This window comes from Enterobacteriaceae bacterium ESL0689, assembly GCA_029433525.1.
Classification (GTDB): Bacteria; Pseudomonadota; Gammaproteobacteria; order Enterobacterales; family Enterobacteriaceae; genus JAQTIF01.
Window position 1 is genome coordinate 46,736 of record JAQTIF010000001.1, and the last position, 18,194, is coordinate 64,929.

General features: G+C 48.7%; 17 protein-coding genes. 7 read left to right on the forward strand and 10 right to left on the reverse strand.

Annotated elements, in window-relative coordinates:
* Positions 1–206: 206 nt before the first annotated feature.
* The 10 genes from PT300_00290 to PT300_00335 all read right to left on the reverse strand — a co-directional run bounded on the left by PT300_00290 (position 207) and on the right by PT300_00335 (position 11,116).
* Positions 207–1,580 carry a serine/threonine-protein kinase gene (locus PT300_00290; GenBank protein MDF7679140.1) on the reverse strand — a complete coding sequence of 458 codons (1,374 nt, stop codon included), beginning with the start codon at positions 1,578–1,580 and terminating at the stop codon, positions 207–209.
* A 215-nt stretch (positions 1,581–1,795) separates the two neighbouring features.
* The gene (locus tag PT300_00295; protein MDF7679141.1) at positions 1,796–2,455 is read right to left on the reverse strand and encodes a hypothetical protein; all 660 of its coding nucleotides are present in this window, start codon (positions 2,453–2,455) and stop codon (positions 1,796–1,798) included.
* Positions 2,456–3,480: 1,025 nt separating this feature from the next.
* Positions 3,481–4,221: a MipA/OmpV family protein gene (locus tag PT300_00300; protein MDF7679142.1), complete on the reverse strand. Its 741-nt coding sequence runs from the start codon at positions 4,219–4,221 to the stop codon at positions 3,481–3,483.
* Positions 4,209–4,925: a hypothetical protein gene (locus PT300_00305; protein MDF7679143.1), complete on the reverse strand. Its 717-nt coding sequence runs from the start codon at positions 4,923–4,925 to the stop codon at positions 4,209–4,211. Before PT300_00305 ends, PT300_00300 begins: the two co-directional genes overlap by 13 nt.
* Entirely contained in the window at positions 4,922–5,974 is a 1,053-nt protein-coding gene (trpD, locus tag PT300_00310) for an anthranilate phosphoribosyltransferase (GenBank protein ID MDF7679144.1), read from the reverse strand. The genes PT300_00305 and trpD overlap by 4 nt, the downstream gene beginning before the upstream one ends.
* A gap of 30 nt (positions 5,975–6,004) precedes the next feature.
* A complete protein-coding gene (locus tag PT300_00315) occupies positions 6,005–6,265 on the reverse strand; it encodes an acyl carrier protein (protein ID MDF7679145.1) in 261 nt (86 codons plus the stop codon).
* A 41-nt stretch (positions 6,266–6,306) separates the two neighbouring features.
* Positions 6,307–7,809, reverse strand: coding sequence for an AMP-binding protein (locus PT300_00320; protein ID MDF7679146.1), 1,503 nt, complete (start codon positions 7,807–7,809; stop codon positions 6,307–6,309).
* A 2-nt stretch (positions 7,810–7,811) separates the two neighbouring features.
* On the reverse strand, positions 7,812–8,963 hold the full coding sequence (locus PT300_00325) for an acyl-CoA dehydrogenase family protein (GenBank protein MDF7679147.1): 1,152 nt from the start codon (positions 8,961–8,963) through the stop codon (positions 7,812–7,814).
* Positions 8,964–8,970: 7 nt separating this feature from the next.
* Positions 8,971–10,167 (reverse strand): beta-ketoacyl-[acyl-carrier-protein] synthase family protein, encoded by a 1,197-nt coding sequence (locus tag PT300_00330; protein ID MDF7679148.1) that lies wholly within the window; start codon positions 10,165–10,167, stop codon positions 8,971–8,973.
* Between the two features lie 19 nt (positions 10,168–10,186).
* Positions 10,187–11,116 (reverse strand): beta-ketoacyl synthase N-terminal-like domain-containing protein, encoded by a 930-nt coding sequence (locus tag PT300_00335; protein MDF7679149.1) that lies wholly within the window; start codon positions 11,114–11,116, stop codon positions 10,187–10,189.
* A gap of 458 nt (positions 11,117–11,574) precedes the next feature.
* On the opposite strand from PT300_00335, the gene PT300_00340 reads away from it, so the two are divergent.
* Genes PT300_00340 through PT300_00370 form a run of 7 tightly spaced genes read left to right on the forward strand, consistent with a single transcriptional unit; the run spans position 11,575 to position 18,170 of the window.
* A complete protein-coding gene (locus PT300_00340) occupies positions 11,575–12,324 on the forward strand; it encodes an ABC transporter ATP-binding protein (GenBank protein ID MDF7679150.1) in 750 nt (249 codons plus the stop codon).
* A complete protein-coding gene (locus PT300_00345; GenBank protein MDF7679151.1) occupies positions 12,321–13,709 on the forward strand; it encodes an FtsX-like permease family protein in 1,389 nt (462 codons plus the stop codon). The genes PT300_00340 and PT300_00345 overlap by 4 nt, the downstream gene beginning before the upstream one ends.
* Positions 13,710–13,725: 16 nt before the next feature.
* The gene (locus PT300_00350) at positions 13,726–14,511 is read left to right on the forward strand and encodes an outer membrane lipoprotein-sorting protein (protein MDF7679152.1); all 786 of its coding nucleotides are present in this window, start codon (positions 13,726–13,728) and stop codon (positions 14,509–14,511) included.
* Positions 14,511–15,830 carry a hypothetical protein gene (locus PT300_00355; protein ID MDF7679153.1) on the forward strand — a complete coding sequence of 440 codons (1,320 nt, stop codon included), beginning with the start codon at positions 14,511–14,513 and terminating at the stop codon, positions 15,828–15,830. The genes PT300_00350 and PT300_00355 overlap by 1 nt, the downstream gene beginning before the upstream one ends.
* Positions 15,831–15,847: 17 nt before the next feature.
* Entirely contained in the window at positions 15,848–16,108 is a 261-nt protein-coding gene (locus tag PT300_00360; protein ID MDF7679154.1) for a hypothetical protein, read from the forward strand.
* Complete coding sequence (locus tag PT300_00365) at positions 16,109–17,407, forward strand: HAMP domain-containing sensor histidine kinase (protein MDF7679155.1); 1,299 nt, start codon at positions 16,109–16,111, stop codon at positions 17,405–17,407. It abuts the gene before it with no gap.
* A gap of 16 nt (positions 17,408–17,423) precedes the next feature.
* The gene (locus tag PT300_00370; protein MDF7679156.1) at positions 17,424–18,170 is read left to right on the forward strand and encodes a transglutaminase family protein; all 747 of its coding nucleotides are present in this window, start codon (positions 17,424–17,426) and stop codon (positions 18,168–18,170) included.
* The last annotated feature ends 24 nt before the right edge of the window (positions 18,171–18,194 follow it).

The window sequence follows — 18,194 nt, forward strand, 5'->3', positions numbered from 1 at the left end:
GTTATTCCGTCTCCATACACAAAGAAAGATAACGGAATAAAGCAATGGTTATGCCACCTGTCGGAAAAAGGGTGTTCAGAACTGCGTTATGAGAGATATCTCTAAAAATAATGATCGATTTACAGAATAAAACGCGGATAGTACCGCCGCTGATTATCAAAAAGAGAGGCTGTATCTCAGTATGATAATACCCGTGCTGCGGGTGATTAATCTGTCGGGTTAATAAGCCATGTGCCTGCCCGGGTAATATTTAACGTCTGTTGCCGAATGTGATCATTGCCTTGCAGGGTGATTTCATAATCACCGGGTGGCAGTTGCAGTGAAATAAAGCCATTACTCTCTGGCTGCAGGTCATGAGGCTCGCCGTTCAGCCTCAGTGTTTCTCCTTTTTCCATTCGTATATAAACCTGAGCTATCGGCTCGGATGGCAAAGCGATGGCTGGTGCGGCGGGAGGGTCCGCCGTTGATAATGATACCTTAGGGATGGCCGGAAGCCGGGGACCGCTCATGCTGTGATTAAATCTCATGCCACTGGCAACCATTCCGGTCAGTATCACCGCCGTTACCATCCCCGGGACTTTATAACGTTGCCAGCCATGTGTTGCCAGCGCAGGATCTTGATCTTGTACTAACGGCGGTGTCGTTTCCGCTTTTTTTATCGATAACACATCGTCAATACCGTAAATTGGCGTGTTGATCAGTTTGGCAAATGCTTCGATCGATTGCGGACGATCTTCCATATGCAGCGCCAGAGCGTTATCCACGGCCTGAAGCAACGACAGTGAATAACCTGGCGGTTTACGTTCTACCAGTAGCTGATAGTTATCCTGAATGCCACGCACGACACTCACCGGTGGCGGTGATCCTACGATCAGGGTATGCAGAACCGCACCGACCGCATAAATATCGGTCCATGCGCCCTGTTCACTTTCATTATCGTCACTGTACTGTTCAACAGGCGCATACCCCGGGCGCAGCATGGTTTCTGTGCCATCAGAGAGATGGCTGATGGTTCTTCGTGCCGAACCAAAGTCAAATAATACTGGCAGGCCGTTATCCTGAATCTGGATATTATCTGGCGAAATATCACGATGCAGATAACCGGTATCATGCAACGTTTTTATTGCGCCTAACAGCATCGGCAATATATGGCGGATCCATGCTTCATTAATAAGATACGGTTGTTGTTCACGCAGACGACTTAATATCGTGCCGCTGTAAAACAGAGTAGCCATATAAGCGGTGTTATTTTGTGTCCAAAAACGCAGCACGTGTAACAGATTAGGATGGTTAAAGCACGCCAGTATGCGCGCTTCCTGAATGAAGCTGTTTAATCCAGCGGAGAAAGCCTGACTGAAACGTTCGTTACGCAATACCAGTGCCATATCTTCATTACGTACTGTCATCAGTGATGGCATAAACTCTTTAATCGCAATGGTACGCTCCAGTTGGTGATCCCAGGCGCGATAGACAATGCCAAAGTCACCACCACCAATCATTTCCTGAATTTCAAATTCATTAAAACGATATCCGATCGGCAGCGCGTTCAGGACAGCGTGGTTAGGCTGGTGATTTGTCATGTTAAGACTCACTTTCTGAAGGTATTATCCGGCAAATTGACAATAAAATCGGTTCTGCATATAGCCGATACAGACAGTCTGGACATGGGCAGCGCGGAGAAATGGCAGCGTACAGAGAGTACGTGAGACTTTCGGGCGCTGCCCAGAGCCAAAATGGCAGATAAAACAGTCCGATGGGACAGGCTTTCAATTCTGCTAATCGTCTGAAACACGCATCAGTCACCACGATAAATTAACCGGTTTAAGGTATTCCCCGTTCTTTTGCCCATCATATTGATTTTCAATGAATCTGCCATCGTAACAACCAGGCCGCAAACAAACGTCTCCTCACCATAAGCCGGTACACCCGCGGCAACACAAATCGTTGCAGCGCTTGATTTATCCGTGATATCTCTCTTATCGCCATCAACAAACTCACTGTATTTTTTGAGTGCAACCTGTCCACACTCCCGCTCCCGACCAGTCGTACAGGCATGGTAAATATCGTTACTGGTATCAGTGAATGAGATATCCAGTGCTACCCATCCGCCCATATTCATAAATGCGGTCGCTTTTTCTGCACTGTTTATATCCGTTGCACCATCTGCTCTTGTTGCCTTGCCAGTATAATCCCACGGATGAGCCGTTGGTTTTACAGCAAGCTTCACCGGCTGTTTTACATCATGATATTTATTGAGTTTAATAAAATTTTCTACAATTATTTTCAGCAAAGGCTTTAATTGTGAAAATAAAGCGTCACGCTCAGCGTAAAATTGCTTATTGATTAATGATCCCTGTGTCACAAATTTATTCTGGTACGCCGACTCTATTTTCAAAAGAATATTTTCAATCTGCCTGAAATACTTTTCATTAATATTAATAGCATCATCTGACATAATATCACCCTATGAAGTTAGTATAGATACAATTTCATGGTTTTCATTGCCTAATTTCACTATGAAATTAGCAACGATGACTAAAAATATATTGACTCTTCCCCAGTAATGAAAAGTGAATTGTCCTGAAGTACGGATATCGGAAATAATTAAAAATCTGCACCATAAGATATTCCTGGCACAAGGAGTTTGAATACGGACTGCGCATTAACGAAAGTCAGAGCCTGACCTGTCAGACGCTGCCACTGCGGACTCCGACAGCGCCGGGAAACCGCAGAGTAAAGATAGTACATAAAAAGATGATGAGTGAGTTTCATGCTGCTAATTTTTCGTCGTAGCAAGCGAATAGCCCGTTACTTGCTATTTCACTGGCGAGGGCTGGCCAGTCCTACTGTGTACATAATAATTAGCTGTTTTTCATATACTTCCCAATAACATGATCTTATCCGTTTGTATTCAAAAATATTTTTCGATAAGAATAGCTACCGCACGAATCATCGCCACAGGCGGATCCATTAAGGAAGGATGATCATCTCATGTTATTGATTGCGTCTATTAATTAAAATACATAATCTCACCTGATCGCCAGGATTTATTGCTATATCAGATTTTTTTCGGATTAATCTTTATCATATTTTTTCAGTAAAATTCCCGGATGACGCTTCTTTATAAAATGTAATGTAGATAATAGAGGATCAACTAACGATAACATAGAACACCGGGATTAAAAATTATCGTTTTTTCATCGTATTTGTGATAATCGTCATTATGTTAGTATGTTTCTGAACAAAACAACAAGGTGGCATTGAGCTCACTATTGCACAGAATGAAAAGATTACCAGTAAATAAATATTACTATCATATAACTTTCTGAAATAATGAATTGGTTAATGCTATTTTGTGGTAACAAATAGGGTAAGAACAACAATAAAAAAAGAGATGATCATTGCATACAGGCATCGCGATGATCGTGAAAATATCGCTGGCCGATATCCCTGCCAGCGATAATACGACATCATAACAACTCAGAACAGATAGCTGACGCCGGTCATTAGCATACCGGTAAAATCTTTATTAACCATCGGGCTATCGCGTACTTCACTCGATAAGGCGATGCCACGGACTAAAAACGAAACACGCCATGCTTCATCGATATGATAATTAACAGACATCTCAATATAGGGCGTCCAGCTGCTACCCGGCTGGTATCGTGCCAGTCCACTGCGCGCCGATTCATGTCTGCTTACGCCATAGTAGTAATCGTTATGATTCGAACTCGCCCAGTTGACGCCAACACCGGGTGTCAGACGCCAGTCACCGAAAGCGATCGGATACAAATAGCTAATATCACCTAATATACCATTACTGTTATTGAGCGTATCGCCGGAAATACCCAGACGAAATTGCCCTAAAACCGGGTGTTTATAACGGTAACTGGCTCCCGCCATCAGTGTGGGATGACGTTTATCTAAGCGTTTCATGGCATGGCTATCGCTGTCATCCGGATCAAAACCTAATGGCATATAACTGGCATCGATACTCAGGCTCTGAGACTGATCATTCCAGAGATATATCCCACCGCCGAGCCCCCGGAAGTAGCCATACTCACCATCATAACCCAACATCGGTATCGGAAGCACTTTCGCTGATGTTTCTTTATAAGGACTTGAAGCCACCATTGCGGCAGCGCCAAGTGAAAACTCATCTGCCTGTGCCATCATTGTGGTACACAGTAAACCTAATGACAATATTTTCAATTGCTGCATAAAAGATCCTTTTTATTCCGGGATAAGGCATGAATAAATGATGCGATACTCTGATCTATTGACTCATGCAATAGCAGTGCCGTACCAATTAACACCGCGTCAAAGCCTGCCTGTAATGCGGTTACTGCCTCCTGCGGCTGACGCATGGCACTGGCACTGATCAGTAAAGCAGGGTGACAGGCTCGTGCAGACTGATAAAGCGCAATACTATTATAAACTGAACCATTATCTTTTTCCTGCTGGCGAATATCACGATTACAAATTGCCAGGATGCATCCGGCTGGCAAAGATAACCCTTGCAGTTGAGTAATCGCATCGGCCTCAATGAAAGGCGTTAATCCTGATGCTAACGCCTGAGATGCCAGCTGCAATAACTCCTGCTGCCTTAACAACTGGGTACTGAATAATACCGCCGACGCACCCGCATCGCGACTTTCTGCTAACTGTGCCTGACGAGTAATAAAGTCTTTACGCAAAACGGGCACCGCCGTTTCCCTGGCAATACTTTCGAGCATCGCCAGATTACCATGATGCCAGCGTCCCGTAGTGACAGAAAGACAGGAGACGCCGTGCGCCACATAGCGACCTGCGATCGCCAGAGGATCACGTCCGCGTAGCAGATCGCCACACTCCGGGGAGAAGGGTTTGACTTCAGCAATCAGTGGCGCTGGCGCTGAGCGTAATGCCTGAATGAAGGCGCTCATGCTGTCACCCTCCGGAGCTGACGACAAAACTGCTGAGTACGCTGTAGAACTTCCAGCCCCAGCCCGGCGTGCAGGATCTCCCAGGCCAGATTGCGTCCTGCCAGCAATGAATCAACCTTGCCAGCGACCCACAGCGTAGTCCCCGCGTTCAATGCTACCGCGTCCAGTGCTTCATCACAATCATTGCCTGCCAGAATTCGCTGTAATCGATCCGCATTTTCAGCCGCGTTGCCACCTTGTAGTTTCGTGATATCTCCCTTGCGGGGAGGTATTCCTACCGTATCGACCGTTTCATTCCATTGTAAATCTCCCCGCGAGCGCACCCACCAGCAAGGATTACTGCCAAACGGTAACATCTCATCAGCCCCTGCCAGCGAGTGCGTAAACAGCAGATTATCCATGCCCATTTCACGCGCAGTACATGCAAGGGTTTGCAATAATGCCGGGTCCGAAACACCGATGACTTGCCCTTTCAGCGCAAACGGACAGAGCAATGGCCCCAGACGATTGATCACCTGACCGACCAGTTTAAAGGGCAATGGCTGACACAAGGTCACCAGTTTGCTGCAAATCGCCGGATAACGGGCAATCGGAACAAAACCAATCCCCAGCGTCTGTAACATCTCTTCGAGGATTTCATCATTGCCAGGAACCCTGATACCAAGACGCTCCAGCACATCCTGAGATCCTGTCTGGCTGCTGTAAGCACGGGAACCGCTTTTCAGCACCTTAACCCCCGCGGCGGCGGCAACAAATGCGGCTGTCGTAGAGATGTTAAAGGTGCTAATACCACCGCCAGTACCAACAATATTGACCGCACTGCATGTGCTCTGAAGCACTGTCTTCGGATAGGCTTGTTGCAGATAACGCAGGAAAGACAACGCAACATCCACCTCGAGGGGTCGGCTTGAAAGTGCGCTCAATACTGCCAGCACGACCTGCGGGGATTGCTCCCCATGATCGACCTGCTGCCAGAAGGTGATCATCTCCTGCATATTGAGCGTTTGCTGGCGTGTTAACGCGGTAAGAAATGCTTGCCGGTCCACCATATGCACCTCCTTTCGTTAGCAGAAAGCTGATCAGGTATTGACGGTTAGTTTGAGCTTGCTCTCAACAAATTCCGTAATCGCTCCTAATGAGCTGAACAGTTCGACATTCAGCTCTTCCGGCTGCACCACGATACCAAAATCGCTCTCCAGCCACGCCACCAGCTTGAGCACACCCAGACTGTCAATAATGCCGAAATCCACCAGATTCATGTTTTCAGCAAACTCTTCTGGCTGAATATCCGGGGCAAACTCTTCACTTAAAAACTGGGCAATAATCGCTTTTACATTCATATCTCATACTCCTTTTAAATAACTCACCATAGAAAGCTGTATTAATTTTCTGCTGTTTGTTGTTGATTAATCTGTTTTTCCACGCTGCGACGACACAGCTTGCCATTGCTGTTTTTCGCCAGCGGCTGGGAGCATAAATGGTAACGTCGGGGAAGCGCGTAAGGGGGCAGATAGCGCGCCATATGCTGGCGTAATTGCAACATACTCTGCACGGCGGCACCGTATATCGCTAACTCTAGCTGGCGTTCGCCATCATGTTCGGCGACAAAAGCGACAGCCTCATCAACCCAGCTGCAACGCAGCGCGTTCTGTTCCACATCCAGCAGGTCAACACGGAACCCATTTAATTTAACGATCCAGTCGCTACGGCCAAGAAAATGGAATATTCCCTCGTTATCAATGCGAACCCGATCGCGGGTACAGAAAAAACGCTTACCCGCAAACTGCCGGAATACTTGCTGATTCAGCGCTTCATCACCATAGCCTTCCATCAGCGTCGGACAATGCACCCACAGCTCACCTTCCTGTTGTGTGGTGACCGGTTGCTGATGTTCATCCAGTAATCGCCACTCGGTATATGCCAGTGGATAGCCCAGCGGCACCGTACCCGTGATGGGCGTTTTGGGGCAGTGATAATAAAACGTGTCATTGGTTTCACTGCTACCGTAGATGTTATAAAACTCAGCGTGCGGAAATAGCGTCATCAATTGGCTCAGCAACTCACCGGGCATCGGCTCTCCAGCAAACAGAACCGTGCGCATTGCCGGATAGCGTGCCTCGGGATCATGTGCCAGTAACAGACGGAGTGATGTCGGCGTTGAGTGCCAGAGCGTTGCCTGTTGATGCAGTACGAACTGGCTAAGCCGCGCGCCACTGTTCGCTTCATTTTCCTGGGTAAATACCAGCGTCGCCCCACAACGGAATACCGCGAAAAGATCGAGGAACGTCAGATCAAACGCCAGCGGTGCATGATTGAGCAGGCGATCCCACGGTGTGATCCCGAACGTGTCAGCCACCCATTCGGTAAAGGCGTGGATCTGCGCTGCGCCAATATGTACTGATTTCGGCTGACCGGTAGAGCCTGATGTATGCAGGATAGCGGCCAGGGGTTGCTGGATCGGCTGTTTGCTGGCACGCCAGCAAGGTGGCTGTTCGCTCATGTTAATCAGCGCTAAACCCAGTTCGCTGGCCAGTGGCTGTACCTGTGCTACCGTCTGCGCATCCACAATCACCACCGCAGGCTGAAGAGTCTGCAGAATGGGCTTTAATCGCTCAGCCGGGTAAGCGGCATCCAGGGGCACATAACATCCCCCCATACTCAGTACCCCGAGGGTGGCCTGTAACGCGGCGATGCTTTTTTTCATGATCAGAACGCAGCGGGGATTTTCCACTGATAACGGCGGTAATGCCGCGGCCAGTGAGCATGCACCATCAGCAAGTTGCTGGTAGCTGTACTCTTTTTCAGCACAGATAACTGCAGTTGCCTGCGGATCTTCCGCCTCCAGAACCCAGGCCGCTAATTGTTGTGGTAAAAATTCACTCATCGTTATAACCCCAGCATCGTGGCCAGGCGATTACGCTGAATGTCTGACGTTCCGGAGTAAATCACGCTGCCTACGGCATCACGCAGCTGCTTTTCAATCCCCATCTCCGCCATATAACCCGCACCGCCAAACAGGGTGACAGCATCCATCGCCGTCGCCACATTGCTTTCGCTGATCACCAATTTGGCCGCCGCAATATCACCTGCGGTATTTTTGCCGGTATGCAACGCCTGAGCCGCCCGGTGCAACCAGTATTGTGCGGTTTCTACCTGCAGGTACATGTTAACCATCCGGTGGGAAATCGCCTGGTTATGGCTTATCGGTTTGCCAAACTGGGTTCTGGTTTTTGCCTGTTTCAGGCACTGTGCCAGGCGGCGTTTCATTTCACCGACCTGACAGGCAAAGACACACAACACTTCCCATTTCATGACAAAATCGAGAATGGCAAAGCCCATGCCGACTTTCCCTAACAACTGTTCCGGACTGACAAAAACGTTGGTCAGGTACATATCACTGAGGGGCGAAGTTTTTAATCCCATCTTGTGACTTGCCGGGCCGATGACGACACCCGGGCTTTTGACGTCCACCAGAAAAGCGCTAAATCCCCCCAGCGTGCCACGGCTGCGGTCAGTACAGGCATACACCACCACATGATCCGCTATCGGGCCATTAGAAACAAAGATCTTGGTGCCATTGAGTAACCAGCCACCCTCATGTGCGACGGCTTCAGTACGCATCGCAAAGGCGTCAGAGCCGCTTTCAGGTTCGGTAATCGCGTGAGCGCCAATCAGTTCCCCGGCGATAATCTTCGGTAACAGACGTTCGCGCAGTGCCGGAGAACCAAATCGTTCCAGTGGCAGGCTGGTGCTACACAGGTGAGTGCACAGCGCAAAACTCAGTCCACCATCCAGACAGAGTTCACCAAAACAGGACATGAAACGCGCAGCCTGCATGGCATTCAGTCCCACTCCTCCCGCTTGCTGGCTATTCAGCAGGCCGGTCAGACCACCGGATTTCAGTAATTCCCAGCGTTGCTGACCAAATTTGCCTTGTAAATCATCTGCCAGCCATCCCTGATTAATACGCTGGCTCCACTCAGTCATACCGTCTAATAAAGCCGAAAATTGCTCTTCGGTCATTGATGTCTCTGCCATCGGGTGATCACTCCTGGTAATGTGAAAAAATCAGGCTGCCATTAAGGCCGCCAAATCCCAGCGAATTACTCATCACCATCGGGGTGTTGAGTGGTAAGGGATGGGTGGTATCGGGAATACGAAAATTCATTTCCGCAACCGGCGACTGACACGTAGCCATCGGCGGGACACACTGTTCACGCAGGATCTGGATCGACAGCACCGCCTCCAGCGCACCAGCACTGCCCAGTAAATGGCCGGTTCCGCTTTTGGTGGAACTGATGACTATCGACTGTGGTGTCTGGCCAAAGACCTGCTGCATCGCTTGCAATTCATTGCTGTCATTCGCCTGGGTGCCCGTGCCATGACAATTGATGTAGCCTGGACGTTCATCACCGACAGAACGCAATGCCTGACGCATCGCTCGCACCAGGCCATCCGGAATCGGTGCCGTCAAATGGTGCCCGTCCGCCGCCAGTCCACAACTGCGAAAAATAGCCAGCGGGGTGGCACCCCGTGCCCGCGCATGATCCAGATCCTCCAGCACCATCATCGCGGCACCGTCCCCCATCACCATGCCTTTACGCTGACTGTCAAACGGGCGACAGGCATCGTGCGCAATCGCCCGCAGCGCATTAAAACCAGCAAAATCAGCCTCACGGACCTGATCACATCCGCCGACCAGCATCAATGGCATATCTCCCTGCCGGATGCGTTCAAAAGCATGGCTGAATGCAGCCACACTACTGACACAGGCGCAGGAAAAGACACTGACGGGTCCACCCGCATCTAATAACCGCGCTAATAACGTCGCCGCGCCGTCTAAGGTGGCATATTGCGCCTCTTCTGCGCTCTGACTCGCGGCGAATCGATCCATCGTGCCACCGCTGGTGGTGGCCATACTGATGCCCATTTGCGCCCGCATTTCTGGGGTGATTCCCGCCTGTTGCAACGCTTCCTGAGCCGCCAGCCAGCCATAACCGGCGCAAGGTAAACGCTGATAATCGGCTTCATCCAGAGGCCAGGATGCTTGCAGCGACTGTTGCCATAACGCCTGGGGATCGACGGTATAAGCGCTTTGCGCACGAAAATCTGTACTGTCAAAATGTTTCGGAGCCGCAGGCAAAGCGCCACCCGCCAGCAAATATTGCCATAGCGCCGGAAGGCCAACTGTGTCACGGGTTAATGTTCCCAGCCCCATTACTGCTACCGTTTTTTCTTTCATCCGTCTTTTCATCATCTGTTCAGCGATTCAGACGCAAATGAATCATTGCGCCTTCTGCTGCCGCAAAGGTATTCAGAATCCACTCGCCACTTAATGATGCCCGTATCATTTCTGCCAGCTGCATAATCGTTGTCGTGCCTGATAGCTGGCGTGATCCGCAGTGGATAGCGTCAGGAGAGGGAGCATAATGGCGGTCAATATCCTGCTGCAGCGACTCGGCAGCAGATTGTGGTGCGCTAATGGAAAGGATGCGGCAGGCTTCACTGCCTGCTCCCGCGTGCTGTAGCTCATTCACCCATCGTTGTACCATGCTGGCGTGCGATCCTGAAAAACGCTTCAGTCCCAGCACTTCTGCCAGTACCCTGGCATCGCGCGCCCGAGCGCTGCTTTCGGTTTCCAGCAAGAGTACATTCATATGGTCGCTATCATGACCATCACCGCTCGTCTGTTGCCGATGTGCCTGCAACAAAGGAGAGAAAGACTCATAACCCACAACTATCACACGCTGACAACGTTCTGCTAACAACCAGTCCCTGGCCATCATCAATGCATCCATCGCGGCCAGTTCGCCAGAGACAACCGCCGCCGCAGGCCCTAACAGAGAAAATTCAATACTGATCGCCGACAGAGGAAAGCTATGTGTCGCTTTGGCAAATTCGATGGCATCAACCGCGCGTGGGCCTTTCTCGCGCAACGTGGTCAAAATGTTCTGCGTCACACTCATGCAGCCGTAACAGGCGCCGGAAACCAGACCGGTTTCTTCACCGGCCGTGCTGATATTGTCTAATCCCGCGTCATGAAATAACTGCTGGCATAGCTGTAATAATTGCGCAGACGCCGCCGTCTGACGCCGATGCTTTATCTCCCTGGGGCGATCGCACGTTTCCTTATGCGATAATGGCTCTGGTAACAGGCTTATCGCACCCGTAATAACTATCCTTTCCGTCATGATTAAATTCAGCCACCATAGTTAAAGGTTATGATTAGTGTTATTGCTATTTTATGTATCCGCGTTTTAACCAGTGTAATTAAAATAAACATCACGGTGTATTTAATTGCATACTCAACAATCACAAAAGATAACGCAGATGAATAAATAAATTACATTCCGCCATAGCCTGTAGCATCGTCACGATCAACCATGATTATTGTAAAAAAACAATACTGATTTGTTTTTCGATGACAAAAAGTGATAAAAGATACTTAATATATGACAAGGAAGATAAAAAATCGCCAGCAAAAGAACTTCTTATTCACAATATAATTTATAAAAAACAAGATGATATGCGATGTAGCGAAGGTTTATCATGCTATTATTTTAATATTTAACATCATTGAGCATTCATTGTAATACTGTGTACTGCGCTTTTTAATATAGCGTATCCCAAACTGCAAAGGAAAAGTACGATGAGTTCAGTAAAATCCTCATCACCAGAAATGGCACAACGCACTAGTGCTGGGTCAGCTGATGGAAATATTGCAATATTCAATTCCATCGTAAAAAAATATAATATGGACGGCTATCAGTTTACTGCAATAAAAAACGCCAGCTGTTCAATACCTACAGGAGAATTAACCTTTGTCTATGGTCCTTCGGGCAGTGGAAAATCTACCTTTTTAAATATGCTCGGCATGCTGGACAGGCCTGATGAAGGTAGTATTACCATTCTCGGTCAGGATGTCCTGACAATGGACGATAATCAGGCGGCTGATTTCCGTTCTAAGCATATTGGCTTTATTTTTCAGTCGTTCAACCTGATCCCGGTACTTTCGGTACGGGAGAATGTTGAATTTCCGTTATTACGTCATCACCTGTCACGTCAGGAACGGCGTGAAAAAGCGGAATATTACCTGGAGTCTGTCGGACTGAAAGACTACACCAATCGTCGATTGGGTGAGATCAGCGGGGGTCAGCGTCAGCGTGTCGCCATCGCCCGTGCGCTGGTGACCACTCCGGCGTTGGTCATTGCCGATGAACCCACCGCAAATCTGGATTCTGCCACCTCAGATGAAATCATCCATCTGATGCTGGATATGCGCAGCCAGTTTGATACCAGTTTTGTTATTTGTACTCATAATGAAAGCCTGCTCAATGAATCAGGGCGATTAATTCATATTGTTGATGGGGAACTGCAGGATATCGGAGGTCTGCAATGATCTGGCTAATCGCACTACGTAATTTACTGAAGAACGGCCATCGTACATTTATTACCACTATCTCTATCGGTATTGGCGGTCTGGCGATGATGCTGTTTGGCGGATTTGTCACCTCCGTCTTTTATGGCGTGCAGACAGGGCTGATTCAGGATCAGGGACAATTGCAGATCTATCAGAAAGGTTATCTGCAATACGGTGCGGCCGATCCTGATAGCTACACCATCAATGATTATCAGGCGGTCTCGCGGTTGCTACTCAGTGATCCGCAACTACGTGAGCAGATCACCATTATCACGCCACAAATTTCCCTGGCAGGCATTGCCGGTGTGGTAGCTACCGATAATAGCAAAACATTCATTGGCCGCGGGATTGTGCCACAGGACATCGATAAGATGCGGACGTGGGATGGCTGGAACGTTCAGGTCGTTACCCCCCCTACCGGACTACGGGAAGGTCAGCAGGATGGTGCCGTTATCGGTATCGGTATGGCTCGCCAGCTTGGCCTGTGCAAAACCCTGAATATTCCTGATTGTGAAGATCCACCGCGCCTGAATAAAACCATTTCCGATGAGCAGATCGACGTTAATCATCTGATGTCTAACGAAGATAAAGCGCAGCTCAATCAACAAACGGATGTGACCAGAGGGCCACAGCTAAATCTGCTGGCTGCCAGCACCGAAGGCGCACCTAATATCGTCAGCGTGTATGTTAATAAGGCTCAGTCACAATCCAACCGGGCGATGGATAACGCCTTTGTGATGATGAATTTTGATCTGGCACGTGAACTGCTGTATGGCGATCAGCCGCGAGCGACGGTTATGCTGGTACAGTTGCGTGATCCTGGTCGGGTGGAACAGGCCAAAGTGCTGATTCAGCAAAAGCTGGATGCCAGCGGTTTGCCACTGGAAGTGTTGGGGTTCAGCGAGGTTGATCCCTCTTTTGAACGAATTTTTAAAATGTTCTCCTTTATTTTTGGTGTCGTCTCTCTGTTCCTCGGGATTGTCATTATTTTCACCATTACCAATACCATCAATCTGACTGTGATGGAGCGAGTGAGTGAAATTGGTACTATCCGTGCGATGGGTTTCCGGCGCAGCTTTATTATGCGTATGTTCCTCGCGGAAAGCGCGTTGATGGGGCTGTTTGGTGTGATTACCGCATTGGTCATGACGCTGATCTTCAGCAGTATTATCAACAAAATGCAGCTACACTGGACACCACCGAGCAACGCTACGCCACTGACGATCAAGCTGATGATCCTGGAAAATCCACCACTGGTGCTGGGTATTATGGCTTTTCTGCTTGTGCTTTCCGTCTTTGCCGCAATCTGGCCAACGTATAAAGCCTCACGCATGAATATCATTTCTGCCATCCATCATGTCTGAGAAAGAGAGATTCGTCATGCGCAAGATAACGCTGAAATTTTTACATCTGGCTTGTGTATTTGCTTCATTCACCAGCCTGGCTACCCAGGCTGATCAGGCCCAGGATATTCTGCAACGTTCAGATGTGATCCGTAATCCACAAACCTCATTTGTGGTTAATGTGTCACTGAAGTTGTATGAAAATAACCGGTTGACTGATCAGAATCGGGTCACCACGCATTCCCGACATAACGCCAATGGGCAATTCCTGACCATCGTACATATCAATGAACCCAATCATGATCGGGGGAAATTATTACTACGTAACGATAATATCCTGTGGTTCTATGATCCTAAATCCAAAGCCTCAGTGCGCATGTCCCCACGCCAGCGCTTGCTGGGTAATGCCTCAAATGGTGACGTCATCACCTCGAACTTTACCCTGGATTATGCGGCAACCCTGGATGGCGAAGAGTCGATCACCGACGGTGATCGTAATCTGCGTCCAGCATGGAAGCTGCAGCTGAGTTCGACTAACGACTTTGCGCCCTATAAAAAGGTAGAACTGTGGGTGGATAAAGAAAATGATCGTCCGCTGAAAGGGAAATTCTATGGCAACAGTGGCAAGTTGCTGAAAGTAGCATGGTATCGCAACTGGCAGCCGGTCTTTGGTACGGTTCGGCCTACCGAAGTGGTGATCGGTGATGGCTTTAATCCCAATAAAGTGACGCTGATGCAGATGAGTGATTACCGGGAAAAAGATCTGCCGTTATCCTGGTTTAACAAAGAGTGGTTGTCTCATTTCACATTGCAGGAGGGCTAATGGGTTTGACACGATCGCCCCTTTATCTGAGTTGTCTGTTAGCCAGCCTGATGGTACAGGCCAACGACAATGTTCCGTTGTTGCCTGACTCGACGCCAGAACCTCTGGATAACGCGACTCACCATCCGTTAGGGGCGTTTAGTCTGGAACTGAAAAGTCAGGCTATGGCAGACTGGCAACCTCATGATAGCGCTATCACCAGCGGGCGGCTCGCCGCCCGTTTATATGGTCAGGGGGACCTCAGTGGTCCCTTTGGCATTGAGCTGAATACCCGGCTGCGCACCCAGGGCAATAGTCGGGAAGATTATCAGGTACAGAATAATATCCGTCTGGATGTGCAATCACTTGCTTTCAGTTATACCCCCTCCTCTTCCTGGCGATGGGTGGCCGGACGTACCAATATCCGTAATGGTGTCGCCAGCGGCTTCAATCCCACAGATTGGTTTAAGAATAACAGTCAGGTGATCTTTGAGAGTCTTGATACCGCTAACCGACGTGAAGATCGTCTTGGCGTTGTCGCGCTGGAAGGCGTGTGGTTAAGTGAAGAAAGTGTACTGAGTTTTGGCTATCGCCCCGACTTACATGTCCATTCTGACACGGCTGCCAGTAACAGCAACATTGTCGGGCTCGGTCTGGATCGCACCAATAACAGAGACGCGGCTTTTGTAAAATATGCCCCCTCACCTGCCTCCTGGAACAATCTGTCGCTGACCCTGAGCTCATTATATGAGAGAGATCAGCCCAGTCTGGGAAATGAGGTGAGCGTGGCCATGCTGGACAATGTCGTGCTGTACAACGAATGGTTTGCGCAACGCCGGAAAAATCTGACTGACGAGGCCCGGCGATCACAGGCAGGCGACAGGCGAATCTACCATCAGCTTGCCAGCGGTGTGACATGGTCAGTCCCTGAAAGTTTTGTGGGGAATGAGGATATTGCCATTAGCGTTGAATATCACATTAATGAGGCGGGGATTAAGCAGTCACAGCTCGCGGCCTGGCGCAACGCGGTTGCCGGCGGCAATCGTCAGGCGCGCCGTATCGCACAGCTGGCGTCAATCCGACAGGAACCGTTAGCCAGGCAGCAATACTTTGGCCGACTGGCCTGGAATGATTTCTGGGGAGACAACGATCTTTCATTCATCACGACCGTAACACCGATGGATGGCAGCGGTTTTGGCCAGCTGACGCTTAGCGCGCCCATCCAGCCCAATATGCGTCTTGATTTACAGGGTTATCACTATTTTGGTAGCAGCAATACTATTTACGGTACTGCCGGTCGTAAAGACGGCTGGATGCTGTCGTTCATTATGACGCTTTAATTGTATGGGGATAACGTATGGTGAAGAGATTATTGATTGATGATGACGTTGAACACGCTTATCTGCTTCAGCAAGAGATGATACGCCATCATATTAATCTGTCATTTTGCCATACGCCTTCTCAGGATCTGAAGCTGATATTTGATATGCTGATTTATCGTCTCCGTTGCAAAATCCACCATATTACGATGGATGAAGATTTTATCTATACCGTTCGCGCTCACGGTTATATGCTACGCGGCAAGCTGTCTCTATCGCCAAATAAAGGATTGCTCTAAATGTATAAATGGTTTTCTTCCCGAACCATCTTTTCCATGTTATTGCTCAATACGATGGTATCGACCTGCGCTCTGGTTATCGTATTAGTATTTTCTCTGCAGCGTGTTGCCGATGAACACCCACGAAGATATCTGGCTAAAACACTGTTTTCTAATCTGGTATCCGGCAAAACACCCGATCAACTCACTCAAATATCTGTTGATGGCGTACAGATGGAGATAATCCCGCAAGATAAAATGTACTCCAATGTATACCGTACTTATCTCCCTTTGTTAGAAACGGCGTTGCATGATCCTGACGGCGTTGCCATGAGCACTAATGACGATCAGTACGTGGCTGCGGCATACAATGAAGGGAATTTTATTATTTTGCCGATGATCGGCCATTCATTGTCTTCCCATGCCATAAAGCTGCTCTGGTGGGTCGCAGCGGCGATTATTGTGATATTACTTGCCAATTTCTACTCTATCCATTTGTTAACCCGCCCCTTTATCGAACTGCGACGCGGCGTGATGCATGCGAATAAAGGCGATCTCAAGTACCGAATCCCGCTTGAACGAACCTATGGTGAGTACCACAGTCTGGCGGATAGCTTCAATAAAATGCTGCATCATATCAATCATATTCATGAAGCGCGCCGTCACATGCTGCTGGCGATCCCGCACGAATTACGCACGCCACTGGCGCATCTGAAAGTACGTAAGGATCTTATCACTGATGAACCTTTGCGACTGGCGATCCTCGGAGATATCGTTAATGTGGAACGGATCCTGGATGCCATTTTATACACCGAGAAAACGCATGTTGGTGAGGGCAATATCAGTCTGTGTAGCATCGATCTGGTGAGTTTTTTCAACGAAGTCGTTGCGGAACAGAAGAACAGTAACAGCATCATTAAGCTGATAATTAATACTGTTAATCCGGTGTTTTATAGCCATTCCACCATGATGATGGTGTTAATGCGTAATCTGATCAGTAACGCGGTCTTCTATGGCCAGTCAAAACCTGTCACCATTACGATTGATGATGATAAAAACGGACTGCGGATCACCGTAGCCGATCAAGGTATTGGCATTGATAAGGATCAGATCCCTTTTCTTACTGAACCTTTCTGGCGCGCTGACCAGTCACGTCAGCGTGAATCCGGCGGCTATGGGCTGGGTCTCTATATCTGTAAAACCATCGTTGACGGATTACACGGAAATTTAGTGATCGACAGCGTCAAGGGACAGGGAACCTCGGTTGTGGTTTCTTTTCCCGATGCGTTTACCCCACCCACCTCTTCTATATCAACCTGAGCAAAGGAGGATTGTTATGCCGGCATCCCCTCAATATCTGGCGGCAACATCTTTTCTGGATTACAACACCGAAGCTGTTCAGCACTTTATCAGACAAATAGTGCCGCCCGATATGGATGATAAACGCGCACAGGCTATCGCACTCTATTATGGGGTGCGTGATAAAATCCGTTATGACGTTTATGATGCGGCAATGGACAGTAACGGTTTTCGTGCCAGTAGCGTTGTGAAAGCAGGCAGTGGTATGTGTATCCATAAATCATTGCTCTACTGCGCTACCCTGCGTGCTATCGGTGTCCCTGCGCGGTTGTGGTTTGCCGATGTGCGCAACCATCTCAGTTCTCCGCGTCTGCGTGAATATGTTGGCGGCGATATTTTTCATTTCCACTGTCTGGTGGAGCTTTGCCTTGAAGGGGATAACTGGCTAAAAGCCACCCCGGTATTTAACTGGCAACTCTGCCGGTTATATAAAATGACGCCGTTAGAGTTCGATGGTTATCATGACAGCATACACCATCCTTTTGACGAATCAGGGAATAAGTACATGGAGTTTGTCAATCAGCATGGCAGTTTTGATGATTTACCTTGCGAGTGGTTACTTGCTGGTTTGCGTGAACATCATCCCGGAATGTTCAGTATCGAAGGCCGACGTTATCGCAAACACTCACTGATAAACGATATGACTCACGACGAGGCGCAAACCCCGTCAGCACCTTTATCACTGAATGCTTCGGAGAAAACCACGCATACGCGGCGTACATAAGTGAGAAATTAACAATATTCTGTG